Source organism: Psychrobacter glaciei (genome assembly GCF_014652895.1).
GTDB lineage: Bacteria > Pseudomonadota > Gammaproteobacteria > Pseudomonadales > Moraxellaceae > Psychrobacter > Psychrobacter glaciei.
In genome coordinates this window covers 623911-638752 of record NZ_BMZR01000002.1, presented here as the reverse complement: position 1 = coordinate 638752, position 14842 = coordinate 623911, and the positions used below count along the sequence as shown (strand labels likewise).

The 14842-nt window shown below is 43.4% G+C and carries 13 protein-coding genes; 3 read left to right on the top strand and 10 right to left on the bottom strand.

Annotated elements, in window-relative coordinates:
* Positions 1-72: 72 nt before the first annotated feature.
* The 6 genes from IE130_RS07455 to IE130_RS07430 all read right to left on the bottom strand — a co-directional run bounded on the left by IE130_RS07455 (position 73) and on the right by IE130_RS07430 (position 5247).
* Positions 73-1488 (bottom strand): esterase-like activity of phytase family protein, encoded by a 1416-nt coding sequence (locus IE130_RS07455; protein WP_189583986.1) that lies wholly within the window; start codon positions 1486-1488, stop codon positions 73-75.
* 210 nt (positions 1489-1698) lie between these two features.
* The gene (locus IE130_RS07450) at positions 1699-2559 is read right to left on the bottom strand and encodes an SPFH domain-containing protein (RefSeq protein WP_189583983.1); all 861 of its coding nucleotides are present in this window, start codon (positions 2557-2559) and stop codon (positions 1699-1701) included.
* 12 nt (positions 2560-2571) lie between these two features.
* Positions 2572-3069, bottom strand: coding sequence for an NfeD family protein (locus IE130_RS07445; protein WP_189583980.1), 498 nt, complete (start codon positions 3067-3069; stop codon positions 2572-2574).
* Positions 3070-3268: 199 nt separating this feature from the next.
* Positions 3269-3829, bottom strand: a complete 561-nt coding sequence (locus tag IE130_RS07440) for a porin family protein (protein WP_010197230.1) — start codon at positions 3827-3829, stop codon at positions 3269-3271.
* A gap of 207 nt (positions 3830-4036) precedes the next feature.
* Positions 4037-4591, bottom strand: coding sequence for a porin family protein (locus tag IE130_RS07435; protein ID WP_189583977.1), 555 nt, complete (start codon positions 4589-4591; stop codon positions 4037-4039).
* 110 nt (positions 4592-4701) lie between these two features.
* Positions 4702-5247, bottom strand: a complete 546-nt coding sequence (locus IE130_RS07430; protein WP_010197225.1) for a porin family protein — start codon at positions 5245-5247, stop codon at positions 4702-4704.
* 288 nt (positions 5248-5535) lie between these two features.
* Between IE130_RS07430 and IE130_RS07425 the strand changes: the two genes are divergently transcribed.
* Entirely contained in the window at positions 5536-6768 is a 1233-nt protein-coding gene (locus tag IE130_RS07425) for an 8-amino-7-oxononanoate synthase (protein ID WP_189583973.1), read from the top strand.
* Between the two features lie 176 nt (positions 6769-6944).
* Entirely contained in the window at positions 6945-7754 is an 810-nt protein-coding gene (locus IE130_RS07420; protein ID WP_189583970.1) for a methyltransferase domain-containing protein, read from the top strand.
* Between the two features lie 245 nt (positions 7755-7999).
* Here the strand turns inward: IE130_RS07420 and dnaK are convergent, their stop codons facing one another.
* Positions 8000-9940, bottom strand: a complete 1941-nt coding sequence (gene dnaK, locus IE130_RS07415; protein ID WP_189583967.1) for a molecular chaperone DnaK — start codon at positions 9938-9940, stop codon at positions 8000-8002.
* A gap of 256 nt (positions 9941-10196) precedes the next feature.
* Positions 10197-10796: a nucleotide exchange factor GrpE gene (gene grpE / locus IE130_RS07410; RefSeq protein WP_189583952.1), complete on the bottom strand. Its 600-nt coding sequence runs from the start codon at positions 10794-10796 to the stop codon at positions 10197-10199.
* Between the two features lie 424 nt (positions 10797-11220).
* On the opposite strand from grpE, the gene IE130_RS07405 reads away from it, so the two are divergent.
* Positions 11221-12516: an alpha/beta hydrolase gene (locus IE130_RS07405; RefSeq protein ID WP_189583949.1), complete on the top strand. Its 1296-nt coding sequence runs from the start codon at positions 11221-11223 to the stop codon at positions 12514-12516.
* Here the strand turns inward: IE130_RS07405 and IE130_RS07400 are convergent.
* Positions 12481-13608, bottom strand: a complete 1128-nt coding sequence (locus tag IE130_RS07400) for a metallophosphoesterase (protein WP_189583946.1) — start codon at positions 13606-13608, stop codon at positions 12481-12483. The genes IE130_RS07405 and IE130_RS07400 overlap by 36 nt on opposite strands.
* Before the next feature lie 156 nt (positions 13609-13764).
* Positions 13765-14799 (bottom strand): metallophosphoesterase, encoded by a 1035-nt coding sequence (locus tag IE130_RS07395; protein WP_227676157.1) that lies wholly within the window; start codon positions 14797-14799, stop codon positions 13765-13767.
* Positions 14800-14842 lie beyond the last annotated feature (43 nt).

Below are 14842 nucleotides of genomic sequence, written 5' to 3'. Positions count from 1 at the left end.
TAGCAATAAAAAAGACCTCAAGCGAGGTCTTTTTTATCATAAATGCGACGGCTTACCATTCGTCACCTATCACTACTCAATAGGCATGACGATGTACAGCCTATTGGCATCTATGATGGTTTTTTCTTTATCGAGATATTTATGTTCAACGGTGCTTTTTGGTTTTTTATTATCCCGCCCTACTATCTCAGTATCTGTCATCGCTGAATCTGTGATAGAAAAGTCATCATCGTTTAACAACCCAAGTGAGCCATCTTGGCGTAGCCACAGACCTTCAAGCTTGTCATGTGGATACTCTAGAGTAGCAAGTACATCGACGACTGAGGTTTTCTTAACGGGCATAATATTGATGTTTTCAAGTACCTGCCAGTTATCTTCATCGGCTGCAATAAGCTGCTCGAGTGTTTTTCCTTCGATGGTTAAACCAACATGCTCATCTTGTTTAATCGCCTTTAGGTGGTTGGCAGTACTAATGGTTTCTATGTCTGTTGCCTGAGAGAGGTTAATTTTATAAATATATTTTTTTGCCGACTCATCTTGGAGTGGAAATTTGCGATCATGTTCAATGAGATAAAATTCATGATCGCTGAGCGCGACTAACCCTGACACCACATGCTCCGCTACATCAAGACGATATAAGTATTGAGCGATCTGGCCAGATTTTAGGTTAATGGTAATAACCCGTGTCACGCTAGAACCGCGCCCTGATTTGTCAGGATTGTCCATTGACGATTCTATAATGCCTACCAGCGTGGTTTGATTTGGCGTAATCGTTAATGCTTCCATGCCACGATTGGCGCGGCGCTTGGTAAACTCCATCGGTAATAAAATTGGCGTGCCATCAATCATCACATTGTTACGCTCATCACTAGCAAATGGGTTAATACGCTCAATCTCTAACCCATCCGCGTCATAGTGGACGAGATGTGGACCATACTCATCACTAATCCAAAAACTTCCGTCTGTAAGTGCAGCGAGTCCTTCGGGGTCTAAACCATTGATATCAGTCTTGATAGGATTCGTCACTTTATCAAAAGGCAGGTTAGGATTTACGGTCATCGGCTGACCATCGATATCATAGGGCACTTCATTGGTCCCGCCCAATGCTTTTGGATTTGGTAGCCCAGAGATAGGATTGCCATTGCTGTCTCTTAGCACTATCTCTTTTATCTTGATAATTTTGCCGTCCTCATGTAACTCAAATAGCCCGATTGACGGTGTATAATTCGGCACTAAAAACTGCTTACCTTTACCCGCAATCCCATCAAAATCAGCATTGGGACCTCGATCAGTAAGTACATAAAACTGATTGGCATTGGTTGGATGTGCCGCTGCGTCTGAGCCGTAGCCACCACCACGAATGTCTAATTTTCGCTCAGGATAGGCGGCATTAATATGTGTCGCATCAAGCACGGTATAAGGTAATGGGCTGCCTTGAGGGAAATTCTCTATTGAGATTATTTTAATATCTGGATTTTGCTTGGTCATTGTTTTTTCCTTGTATCAGTATTTTTATTATTTGAGAAAAGGTGTTTTATGTTTCATTTTTCGCGCCTGAAAAACCAGCAAAAATAGTATGATCAAATTTAAGTCAAAAAAATAGCCAGTGCTTCGCATACTCACTGGCTATTTTTATAAGTTGTAGCTATGTGATCAAAGTACATGTGATCAAAGTACATGTAATCAAAGCACCATTGCTTAAACCTTCAGTTTATCACCCACCATACCTTTCACTGTACTGAGGATATCAGCAGGTAATACCACCATTTTTGCGTTATCAGACTCAGCCAGCTCACGAATCGCCTTGATATATTGCTCACCCAGTAAGTAAACAATCGGCATCTCTTCAGTGCCCATGGCATTGGTAATCAAACGAATAGACTCTTCTGACCCTTTGGCAAGCACTACTTGTGCCTCTGCATCACGACGTGAGGCTTCCAGACGCCCATCTGCCTCTAAGATAGCGGCTTGCTTTTGACCATCAGCACGCGTCACTGTTGCACGGCGTTGACGTTCAGCAGCTGCCTGCTCTTCCATCGCTGTCTGCATAGTCGCTGACGGGTTGATATCTTGAATTTCTACTGTTTTTAGCGTGATACCCCAATCAGAAATATCTTCTGAGATGGCATGCTTGAGTTTGGCCTTGATCTCGTCGCGGCTAGATAATGCGCTATCCAGATCCATCTCACCGATGATTGAACGTAGCGATGTTTGTACCAGATTACGAATACCGTATTCATAATCTTCGATACCATATACCGCCTTATCAGGACGAACGATATTAATATAAGCGACGGCGTTCGCGATAATAACGACGTTATCTCTCGTGATGACTTCTTGAGAAGGAATATCGAGCACGATGTCTTTGGTCGTCACCTTATAAGACACATCATCAACATAAGGAATAATGAGGTTTAACCCTGGTTCTAGTGTTTGGCTATATTTACCAAGACGCTGCACGACCCACTTATAACCCTGAGGCACGATCCGAACACCTTTAAATACGGTAAACACCACCAGCGCGATCAAGACCACCATTACGATATTGAAACTTCCCATATTTCACCCCTATTATATTTGCACACTTTTATTTATCGCTGCCTGCGATTTCATACTACTGACGACCAATTCATTACCAACGATATCGGTCACGATTACCCGATCACCGACCGCCACTTGTTCTCCTTGCGTGCGGCACATCCACTCAGCGGCACCAACGATAGGCACACTAAACCGTACCATGCCCGCTCTTTCAGGCTGCGGTGGTACGATAATCATACCAGTCTCACCGATAATGACGCTGCCGCCTAACCCTGCCTTGGTACGATCCACTGACAGAGGCTTAATAAACTTAAACCATGCCAATAGAAACACCGCAGAAAGTACCAGCCAAATAACAATTTGGATGGCGAGCGAGATAGGTAATAGCCAAGACAGTGCCGCGACGATAATAGCAGCAGCACCAAACCAAAGGCTGGCAAACGTCGGAACAAACATCTCGACAATCAGTAGCACAAAGCCTAATACCAGCCAATGCCACGGTTCAATCATCCAGAGCATCTCAATCATTGATATATTCCCTGTCTTTGTCATTCTAGCTTTCAATGTAGCACATTTTTAGAGCGATAATGCCTTAAAAATCATTAATATACTGCTGACTTTGCCGAGTGGAGGCAAAAGCCTAATGAGTATTTGTAAATGCCTCAACCAAAAAAAACGACCACATCCGTGATCGTTTTTTTATTAATCTCTTTGCAGTCAGGCTAACTTAGAATTTTACATGAGCACCTAAAGTAACGCCACTTACCTCGAGATCATCCACTTCAGGATAGATGTTATACATAGCTTCTACAGAAGCCATAGGAGTGAGGTTATAGCCCAATCCTAAGCTACCAGCGACACCTGTATCAGAAACGCTAAAGCTCTCACTGTTGCTAGCAATAACTTTATCTGTATAGTCTACATCAATTTCATTTTTCGCAACACCTAGGCGGCCTTTGGCGTATAAACCGGTATTTGGAAAATTGTAATCATAAGTCGCATATAGGCCATATACATCAGCACTATATTCTGACTTTTCAAAAGTATCATCAAACGCATCTGCATCATTAGTCGTCAAATATTCAGCTTCCACACCAAATTCTGGAGTGAATTTATAGCCACCATAGACACCGTATGATACTGCATCATCTTCTACATCATCTGGACTATACTGACCCACTTTTACACCAGCGTATGGCTGCCCAGCGTAGTTAACTGCTGCTTGCGCACTAATACTCATTAGAGAACCAACTGATAATGCGATCAAAGCTTTTTGTAAAGTATTCATCTGTCTTCCTATTAAATAAAACTAAAATGTAGCCTGAGTGGACATAGCAGAGCACATAAGTTAGCTGAACTATTGTTGAATTCGAGATTCTAGCAGAAGATTATTTTTAATGCATTCTTTTTTAATGACTTTAACCGTAGCTTTTTTCGTACAAAAAAACGACCGCCGAAGCGATCGTTTCTTATTCTATAATTAACTAGCAATCATTTAGAACTTTAGCTGTGCACCAACCGTCATAAGATCAGCATCGCTACCTAGCTTGTCGTATTCAGCTTCGACGCTGAAATTAGGATTCACTGAATAACCAAGGCCTACACCACCAGCAAGACTGGTATCACTTTCTGAATAAGTCTCAGTTCTGACTTCAGTGTTGCCGATATTGCGGGTGAAGTCACCTTCTATCTCAGTTTTAGCGACCCCTAGTTTACCTTTGGCATATAAGCCAGTATTAGGGAACTGATAACGGTAAGTACCGTATGCGCCGTAGCTCTTAGCATCGATATCACCGCCGCGATAATCCGCGTCGTCTGAGCCGACATATTCTGCTTCGACACCGAAGTTAGGATCGAAATTATAGCCACCGTATACACCATAAGCGGTTGGATCATCAGCGCCGTCTACGTCTAGGTCAAACTGACCGACTTTAGCACCGATGTACGGCTGCCCAGTATAACCGTTGCCATAAGAAACGGCGGCTTGTGCACCCATGCTTACTAAAGAACCAGCGGCTAGTGCAAGTAATGTTTTTTGTAGAATTTTCATTGTGTTCTCCTAATATCGTCTTTTTTTAATTGCTTTTATATGAATTATTGGGGTAAGAAACGACCAGTAGACTGACCATTTCTTCCTTCTATCATGAATCTATCTGAGATTTAGAACTTAAGATGTGCGCCAACGGTTAACAACTTAGCATCGACATCACTGTCCATCATTGAGTATTCAGCCTCAACACCGAAGTCAGGGTTTACTGAATATCCAAGACCAACACCACCAGCGATACCTGTGTCACTAGTAGAGTTTGACACTCTAACTGGACCAACAGTATAGTCACCTTCTACTTCAGTTTTGGCGACACCAAGTTTGCCTTTAGCGTATAGTCCCGTATTTGGGAAGGCATAACGGTAAGTACCGTAAGCGCCATAAGTCTTGGCATCGAGATCACCGTTTCTGTAATCAGCATCATCTGAACCGACGTACTCTGCTTCAACACCGAAGTTAGGATCGAAGTTATAGCCACCGTATACACCATAGGCCGTTGGATCATCAGCATTATCGACGTCTAGATCGAATTGACCGACTTTAACACCAACGTATGGCTGACCGGTATAACCGTTACCATAAGAGACGGCTGCTTGTGCACTGACCGTTAGTAAAGAACCAGCTGCTAGTGCAAATAGAGTTTTTTGTAGAGTTTTCATTATTAGCTCCTTTAACTTATATGGGCAAGCAAGTTATTCTTAATGGCTTTCTAAGCCTCATCGCCCTGCTTGCTAACGATGAATATATAGTAACAAAGTATTTCATACAGTCTGTCTGTGTTTGATGGCATCAGAGTTAAGATTTGCAAGCGTTTGTCAGCCTATGGGTTACAAAGGTCGAGATATGAAATTTTTTGTTACAAGTAGCCGATTTGTGCAATACTTCCTACTTATCAGGCAGTCAATGAATGTTAAAAAGTCAAAAATAAGATTAAGGAAGACATCAATATGACAAGTTCTATCGTGGTGCAACTGCAAGAATCATTGACGCATATGAAGTCTCAGCAGCAATACCGCAGTTTACCAAGCTTAGAACATCAAGGACGTTATGTGGTCAGCCAAGGTAAGACACTGCTGAATATCGCCAGTAATGACTATTTAGGCTTGGGTAGCGATACAGAGTTACAAGGCGAGTTTCTCAAGCAAATAGATCGGTTACCAGTGGCGCAACGACCAAAGATGAGTGCCACTTCCTCGCGGTTACTTACTGGCAACGATACACAGTTGCAAGCATTAGAGTCTGAATTGCAAAGCTGGTATCAAAATGCAACTGACAAGCAAAACTTATCCGCTTCAAAATCGGTGCTGGTATTAAACAGCGGCTATCATGCCAATCTTGGTATATTGCCAGCATTAACATCTTTGCCAGTTAAGACACTTATTTTGGCTGACAAGCTGGTACATGCCAGTATTATTGATGGGATGCGTCTCAGCCAAAGCAAACTGGTCACCTATCGTCGTTACCGTCACAATGATTACGAGCATTTAGCCAGATTTATCGAGCAAGCAGATGAAACGGTTGAACGCATTATTATTGTCACCGAGAGTGTTTTTAGTATGGATGGTGACCGTGCTGACTTACTTCAATTGGTACAATTAAAAGCCAAAGATGCTCGCATTGAGCTATATGTTGACGAGGCTCATGCCATTGGTGTGTTAGGTGACACTGGCTTGGGACTAGCGGAAGAAACACACACGTTAGCAGATATTGATTATTTGGTGGGGACGTTTGGTAAAGCGTTTGCGTCAGTTGGCGCTTATATCATGTGTGATGAGGTCGTCAAACAATGGCTGATCAATGCCATGCGTCCGCTGATTTTTAGTACTGCATTGCCACCGATCAATCACGCATGGACCCGATTTATTTTAGCAAAAATGCCAAACTTGACCCACCAACGCACACATCTGGCGCAGATCTCTATCAAGCTTAGTCGAGCCATCGACCAACAACACCGCGCATCGCCAACTTCTCAAAACATAAGCTATGATTCACCTATTATCCCCTATATATTGGGCGACAATGCGTGTGCGCTTGCTAAAGCAAAACAGTTACAGGCCGCAGGGTTTTACGCATTGCCCATCAGACCACCTACCGTTCCTGCAAACACCGCGCGTATTCGCTTAGTCATGAATGCCAAACTAACCAACGAAGACTGTGAACGGCTAATACAACAGTTATAATTCCACTATCTAGCAAGGACCATGGTCCTACTATAGTCGATTCAATTTAAAAGTAGTACAAGGCAACCGAACGTAGATGTATATTTAATACTTCAAGCGAGGTTAACGCAGTAATATTTTTATAATGGAATGACTATATCGATCGATAATTGGCTCAATTGGATGTAATAAGATCTATGGAAATTCTCGTTACACCTGATAGTTTTAGCGCTAGGAAACAAACCATCGCTCGCCATTTTGCCAGTGCCAGCGACTATGACCAGCATGCCAGTATTCAGCAGACAGTCTGTCAGTATTTACTAGAAAATATTGCTCATACCAAACAAAGCAGTGTATTAGAAGTCGGTGCGGGCACAGGTCAAATGACACGACTACTGGCTGAGCATATACAAAGCCAGTACTGGCTGATCAATGAATTGTGCGCTGAACAAGCAGCTACCTTGCAATCAATTTTACCAACGGCTGACATAGCGATTGGCGATGCTGAAACCATGGACTTGGAAGGAATACACAGCTTGATAGTCAGTGCCAATGCAGTGCAGTGGTTTGATAATCCGTTGAATTTTGTCACGCAATCAGCACAGCGTCTACAGACTGGAGGTCAACTCCTCTTCAGCACCTTTACGCCCAATAATTTTTTGCAAATTAAAGCGCTAACTGGTCAAGGCCTTGATTACCCAGATATCACTGAGTGGCAGTCAGCATTGACGAATGCTGATTTCGAGCATATCGAGCTTTCAATTGAGCGTTTCGACTTACCATTTATCAACCCTTATGCTGTGTTGAAGCATATGAAACTGACGGGTGTCTCAACCAGTCAAACGCAAGTATCGTCAAGGAACACACAACCTTTCAGATGGACGAAAGCGCGTTTACAACAATTTGAGTCAGATTATTGGCAGCATTTTTCTGCACAAAACGAAGATGGTCAGTCTTGCGTTAATTTGACTTATGAAGTACTGACTGTGAGTGCGTTTAAACCCTAAATCAGCCATATAGTCAAAACATCCTAAAAACGCGACGGTATTGCTGATATTTGAATGTTCAACAGACCCTACTAACAGAAATTATAGCCATAAAAAAACGCACCCCGAAGGATGCGTTTTTTAATTTAACTGCTTATCGATTCTACCATTTTCAAAAACTTGAGTAGCAAGGAAAAAGAGCGTAAGTACTACATTGAGTAGACTAAGCGAGTTTGACGCAGCTAATCGCGTTTTTGGATTTGGTACTACTTCTTATCTTCGTCTACTTCAGTGAACTCAGCGTCAACCACGTCGTCATCAGCTTGGTTGCCATCAGCAGCATCCGCGCCTTCTTGGAATTGGCTTGGATCCATACCTTCAGCGCCAGCACCTGCATCAGCATAGATTTTTTGGCTGATTGGTAAGAAAGCATTGTCTAATGCTTCAAGCTTGGCTTTGATGTCATCATGGTCATCTTCTTTAGCCGCTGTTTCAAGCTCAGTGATAGCCGTTTCTACTGTTGATTTTTCTTCATCAGTCACTTTATCTGCTGCTTCTTTCAGCGCTTTTTGTACGGCATGGATGCGACCATCTGCTTCGTTGCGTACTTGCGCTAGGTTAGCGAATTTCTCATCTTCAGCAGCATTGGCTTCTGCATCACGAACCATTTGTTCAACTTCTTCGTCCGACAAGCCAGAATCCGCTTTGATCTGGATACTTTGCGCTTTACCAGTACCTTTATCCGTTGCTGAGATGTTCATGATACCGTCAGCGTTGATGTCAAAAGACACTTCAATTTGTGGTAGACCACGTGGTGCTGGTGGAATGTCCGTCAAATCAAAACGACCAAGCTGTTTGTTTTGGTTAGCGATTTTGCGCTCACCTTGATATACCTGAATCGTTACTGCTGGCTGGTTGTCTTCAGCGGTTGAGAATACCTGTGATTTCTTAGTAGGAATCATGGTGTTTTTCTCGATAACTGGCGTCATGACACCGCCCATCGTTTCGATACCAAGGGTCAATGGCGTCACATCAAGTAGCAATACGTCCGTTTTTTCACCAGACAATACCGCGCCTTGAATGGCTGCACCAGCTGCTACTGCTTCGTCAGGGTTCACGTCTTTACGTGGCTCTTGACCGAAGAATTCTTGTACTTTTTGCTGTACCAGTGGCATACGAGTCTGACCACCAACTAGGATAACGTCATCGATGTCGCCGATTTTTATGCCAGCATCTTCAAGGGCAATTTTACAAGGACCCATGGTACGTTGTACTAGCGCTTCCGTTAAGCTCTCTAGTTTTGAGCGGCTGATGGTCACAACCAAATGCTTAGGACCATTGCTATCGGCAGTGATATACGGCAAGTTTACTTCGGTGCTTTGGGCACTTGATAATTCAATTTTCGCTTTTTCTGCCGCTTCTTTTAGACGCTGCATTGCCAATGAGTCACCTTTTAGGTTGACGTCTTGGTCTTTTTTGAACTCGTCTACTAAGAAGTCAATCAATGCTGAGTCAAAGTCTTCACCACCAAGGAATGTATCACCGTTGGTTGCTAGTACTTCGAACTGCTGCTCGCCATCGACGTCAGCGATTTCGATGATTGATACGTCAAAAGTACCACCACCCAAGTCATATACAGCAACAGTGCTATCGCCTTGCTTTTTGTCCATGCCATAGGCAAGTGCAGCAGCGGTTGGCTCGTTGATGATACGTTTTACATCAAGACCAGCGATTTTACCCGCATCTTTAGTGGCTTGACGCTGTGAGTCATTGAAGTAAGCAGGTACAGTTACGACTGCTTCAGTCACGCTTTCACCAAGATAATCTTCTGCTGTTTTTTTCATTTTTTTCAAGATTTCAGCAGAAACCTGTGGTGGTGCTAGTTTTTTACCGTTGACTTCTACCCATGCATCGCCATTGTCTGCTTTAGCGATTTTGTAAGGCACCATGCCGATGTCTTTTTGCACGACTTTGTCATCAAAACGACGACCGATCAGACGCTTAATCGCAAACAAGGTGTTGTTTGGGTTGGTGACGGCTTGACGCTTGGCTGACTGACCAACCAAAATTTCGTCGTCTTTATAGGCAACGATCGATGGTGTGGTACGCGTACCTTCAGCATTTTCGATGACTTTAACTTTGTCACCTTCCATTACTGCTACACATGAGTTCGTTGTACCTAAATCAATACCAATTACTTTACCCATAATCAAATGCTCCTAATTTGTTTTAAATATAAATACTTATATGTTCAGACCATAGTTGGTCACTTGTTGCTATATATCGGTTTGCTTATTAATTTTTTCAAGTCAAAAGCCACGCAAAAACTGTCTTTTGTGTGACTTTTTGTGAAAACCCTTACTAATAATGAGGTTTAGCACAGTTAAAAACTGATTGTTCACCACTTATATAATAAACCGATGACTTAAAGCGTTACTGCTTTAGACGATATCAGCTCAAATATTATTGACCGACACGAACCATCGCTGGGCGCAACAGACGACCATTCAAGCTATAGCCTTTTTGTAGTACCGTACCGACGGTATCTGCTTCGGCGTCTGGATCAATGCCTACCGCTTCATGAAAGTCAGCGTTGAATTTCTCACCTTGAGGTTCAACGACTTCTACGCCATTTTTGGTTAGTAGTGCTAATAGCGCTTTGTGCGTTAATTGAACGCCTTCAGCGACTGGGTCATTGGCATCAGCGTTTTCCATGGCACGCTCTAAATTATCAACGATGTCCAGTAGCTCTTTAGCAAATTTCTGTAGGGCGAATTTTTTGCTTTTATCCGCTTCTTGTTCCATACGTTTTTGCGCGTTATAAGCTTCAGCATTGGCACGTGCGGTGCCTTCTTTAGCTTGCTTTACTTCGCCTTCTAGCTCAGCGATACGGGCTTTAAAAGTGTCAAGATTGATGTCATTTTCGATCGTCATCTCTTCACCTGAGTTATTCTGTGGATCAAACTCTTTCAAGGTTTCTTCTAAAATACTCTCATCGTGGTCAATATTGTCATGTGACACATTTTGCTCAAGAGATTCTTGGTTCGTATTCTGCTCGCTCATGGTAGCTCCTTAGGATTATTAATATAATGGTTGGTTTTAAGGCACAACAAACCGACCAAGGGCTGATCATTGTGCTTTTATTAATGGCCTAACTGTTTTTGTTCATTCTTTTTTAAATGCGCTTCAATAGCTGCTTGATAAAGGTGATGACCATAAATTTCAAGCCTAATATGAGGAATTTTTCGCTTTAGCCAGATAAATCATTGCAGAGCATAAGGATTATTGTCAATAACGCAATAAATGCTGCGATAAATAACGGGGAGACATGATTATATTTTTGTCATCGAGCCATGCTTAGCTTTATGGTGACGAGCTTTTAAGATAGATTTGAATTTAGTATAAATCTTATGATTAACTGCTATATTAATCGTTCACTTATAAAGCCGACTAATTTTGTTTAAACATCGATTACAAGAGAGGGTTTATGCCTATTTTACCAGTGCCATCGCTCAATGCTTTATTGACAAAAACGCTTAAGACCGTAAAAAAGACAGCCGCTAAAAATGTGCACCAGCATCATATTTTGCACCATACGCTAAAAGGATTGGATAATCTGCCAACGCCGCTACTCGAACGAGTTAATCACCAATTAAAAGCGTCTACAGCGGAGCAATATCCCCTTGCTGACGCCCATCTGCGCCTGATACTTGCGGTCAGTAATAAGCTCAAGCGCCCGTTAGCACTGGATAAGCTACCCAACCTACGGCAGAAATTTGGTACAGATGCGGTGTCGTTGCAAGCACCTAGCGTTTGGCAACAAAATGCGGAGGCCTCAGGAAATTCAGAGAATGCCGTCAGCTGGCAAGATAAGACCATTGCCAATGCGGATGGTGGTGATATGACCGTGCGCTGCTACCAGCAGTCGAAGCAGAATAACGAGGGAAAAAGTACGGATGAAGTCGCCATGCTGTTTTTTCATGGCGGCGGGTTTTGTATTGGCGATATCGACACGCATCATGAGTTTTGTCATACGGTCTGTGCCCAAACTGGCTGGGCAGTCGTGAGTGTCGACTATCGCATGGCTCCTGAATATCCAGCGCCAACAGCTCTTAAAGATTGTCTAGCAGCGTATGCTTGGCTGGCTGAACATTCTCAGTCACTTGGTGCATTGCCATCGCGCATCGTATTGTCTGGTGATAGTGCAGGTGGTTGCTTGGCAGCACTGGTGGCGCAGCAGGTTATCAAGCCTATTGAGGCGTTATGGCAAGATAACAATCAAGCTACTGAGACTGCTAAAAAAGCCAATAATACCTTTAAAAAATCACTGGCTGATTTGCCGCGACCTTTAGCACAATTGCCGCTATACCCTGTCACTGATTATGAGGCTGAATATCCGAGTTGGGAGCTTTATGGTGAAGGCTTGCTGCTCGATCACAACGATGCAAATGTCTTTAATACTGCCTACACTCAGCACAGTGGTTTAACGCAGTCCCATCCTCTTATATCAGTCATGCAGGGTGACAACTCACACCTGTGTCCCAGCTATGTCGTCGTTGCGGAATTAGATATCTTGCGAGATGAAGGACTGGCTTATGCTGAGCTTTTGCAAAAAGAAGGCGTTAAGATAGAAACCTATACAGTACTAGGCGCACCGCATGGTTTTATTAACTTGATGAGTGTCCATCAGGGTCTTGGCAATCAAACAAACTATATTATCAAGTCGTTTGCTTGTTTTGTGCAAAACCTACTGACCAGTGAGGGTGATGAGCCAAATCTCTGAGCGCGAGCCCAGTCGAAACGGAATGCCCCAAAAGCCGTAACCAGATGACACCACAAAGTGACTGTCATTGATGACCTCATAGCCATAGCCCAAGCGGTTGATAGCACTGACAATGAAGTTGGCGGGGAATATCTGACCGTTATGGGTATGCCCAGAGAGCTGCAAATCAATCGGCATTTGGCTGTGCTCGGCAATATCACTTGGTCTGTGGTCTAACAATATCAGCGGCTCAGCGCTATTAACCTGTGCCAATAGATCAGTCGTCGGGACGCGCTGACGCTTATGATTGTCGAAGCGTCCCATCAGCCAAAGTGCTTGCCTTTGATGCGTGAGGCGTATGACTTCGTCATTTAATAACTGCACGCCAGCAGCACGCAACGCTTGGACAATCGGCTGCTCATGCCCGTATAAATCATGATTGCCTAAAGTCGCATAGACCCCATACGGCAGGCTTTTGCATAACTCAGCCAAGTTTTCTGCCATATTATAATCAGTAAATGCCTGTGTATTGTCATCCATGATATCGCCCGGCATCAGCAATATGTCTGCTTTATGCTGCACAATAAGACGATGCAGCCTATCTATTGCGCCAATCCCAAACAATCTCCCGATATGCAAATCGCTAGCGACCGCAATACGTAGCGGCTTGGCCAAAGGCTTATCAATATCAATAGATAACTCACGTACCACAGGCGCATAAGCACTGTATAGAGCGTAAACAAACAACCCGATAAATACTGCCAATGCTAATATGCGCAACCCAAAATCGACGGTAGCCGGTGTAGCGAGTACGTCACCAGTTAGCGATGTGATTAACCAATAGCCACCATAAAATAGGCTGGTAACTAAAGCCGTCAATAGCATAAAGTGCATGGCCAACATCCAACCACTGATCCAGCGATAGCTATTGGCAAATGCTCTATTGACACTGAGTAGCAGCAAACCGTTGGTAATAATGAATATGATGACCCATACCGAAGTTTGCAAACCTGCTGTCTGCCAAGGCTGTAGCCACCATTGCACGCTTAGAGCTGCGCCGACACTAAACAGCTGCAATAGCGCAAAAATGGTAATGAAAAATGCGTAGCGCATAAAAAATCCCTGAGTATGATGGCGTCAATGCAGTATGTTTTTAGCTGACTAGACGAGCAAAGTAGCTATTAGCCAGCCTAACAGCAAATAAAAGCCTCTACCATTTAGATATGGTAGAGGCTTTATCATAAGGATAACATTATTTATTTAAATGGCTCATACACCAGACTGCAACGTAATTATCCAAATCTCAGAACGCGTACCCAGTCTAAATGGTACGGGACCGATGCCATAACCAGAGGTCACCAAAAACTGCGTATCGGCTATTTTTTTGCTGCCATAATTTAGCGGTGTCAACCAATTCATCAATATCGTTAACGGGAATATCTGCCCGCCATGGGTATGCCCAGACAGATGCAAATCAACTGGCAGGGCGCTGACCTCATCCATCGCGCTAGGACGATGTTCCAAAAATAGCACTGGTTTATCTGTTTCTACTTGCGTTAATAACTCCTCAGCTGACAGTCTGGTACGATCGATATCATCTGAGCGCCCCACCAGCCATACCGAGTCATTTAATAACACACTCTCATTATCAAGCGCTTTGATGCCCGCCTCTTCCACCGCCTGTGTGATCTGTTGGTCATAACCGAAATAATCGTGATTGCCTAAAGTTGCATAGACGCCAAGCGGTGCCTTTAGCTTTGATAGCTGCTCATGCATATTCGTATTATCGTAAGCAATGGTATCGTCATTCATAATGTCACCAGCGATAACCACGACATCGGGATGTTGCGCATCGATAAGGTTTACCATTTTTTTTATCTGTCGATTGCCAAACCATCTACCCAGATGCGTATCAGAGACAAGCGCGATATCCATTGGCTTAGCTAGCGGCTTATCAATCGTAACTGTCAAACGATGTACAACGGGCGAGTAAGCATTAAATACCGCTAAGCTAACAATGGCTATATAAGTCGTGACAGCTAGAGCGCGAATGAATATTGGAAGAGATTTTCGCTTAAAGAGCTGATAAACGAGTAGCGCCACCGCAGCAGTTATCAGACCAGCATAAAGCATAAAACCTTGTAAAATACTAACGACCAGATAGACATGAAAGCGCTCACCCCAAAACTCAGTCAAACCATAAATGAGAGCCACATTATTAATAATAAAGACAGCAGCTATCAGCGCGATTTTAGCAGACGTGGTTTTTGGCTTTACAAACCAGCAGAGAAGAACGCTGGTCATAACAGCTAGCAACTGAGTGAAAATGATAAAGAACCACATAATA

What these genes read in the sequence shown, in the direction of transcription:
- IE130_RS07455 (WP_189583986.1), bottom strand. Translation starts at nt 1,488, where the DNA reads ATGACCAAGCAAAATCCAGATATTAAAATAATCTCAATAGAGAATTTC.
- dnaK (WP_189583967.1), bottom strand. Translation starts at nt 9,940, where the DNA reads ATGGGTAAAGTAATTGGTATTGATTTAGGTACAACGAACTCATGTGTA.
- IE130_RS07425 (WP_189583973.1), top strand. Translation starts at nt 5,536, where the DNA reads ATGACAAGTTCTATCGTGGTGCAACTGCAAGAATCATTGACGCATATG.
- IE130_RS07445 (WP_189583980.1), bottom strand. Translation starts at nt 3,069, where the DNA reads ATGATTGAGATGCTCTGGATGATTGAACCGTGGCATTGGCTGGTATTA.
- IE130_RS07430 (WP_010197225.1), bottom strand. Translation starts at nt 5,247, where the DNA reads ATGAAAACTCTACAAAAAACTCTATTTGCACTAGCAGCTGGTTCTTTA.
- IE130_RS07420 (WP_189583970.1), top strand. Translation starts at nt 6,945, where the DNA reads ATGGAAATTCTCGTTACACCTGATAGTTTTAGCGCTAGGAAACAAACC.
- IE130_RS07395 (WP_227676157.1), bottom strand. Translation starts at nt 14,799, where the DNA reads ATGACCAGCGTTCTTCTCTGCTGGTTTGTAAAGCCAAAAACCACGTCT.
- IE130_RS07450 (WP_189583983.1), bottom strand. Translation starts at nt 2,559, where the DNA reads ATGGGAAGTTTCAATATCGTAATGGTGGTCTTGATCGCGCTGGTGGTG.
- IE130_RS07440 (WP_010197230.1), bottom strand. Translation starts at nt 3,829, where the DNA reads ATGAATACTTTACAAAAAGCTTTGATCGCATTATCAGTTGGTTCTCTA.
- IE130_RS07400 (WP_189583946.1), bottom strand. Translation starts at nt 13,608, where the DNA reads ATGCGCTACGCATTTTTCATTACCATTTTTGCGCTATTGCAGCTGTTT.
- IE130_RS07435 (WP_189583977.1), bottom strand. Translation starts at nt 4,591, where the DNA reads ATGAAAATTCTACAAAAAACATTACTTGCACTAGCCGCTGGTTCTTTA.
- IE130_RS07405 (WP_189583949.1), top strand. Translation starts at nt 11,221, where the DNA reads ATGCCTATTTTACCAGTGCCATCGCTCAATGCTTTATTGACAAAAACG.
- grpE (WP_189583952.1), bottom strand. Translation starts at nt 10,796, where the DNA reads ATGAGCGAGCAGAATACGAACCAAGAATCTCTTGAGCAAAATGTGTCA.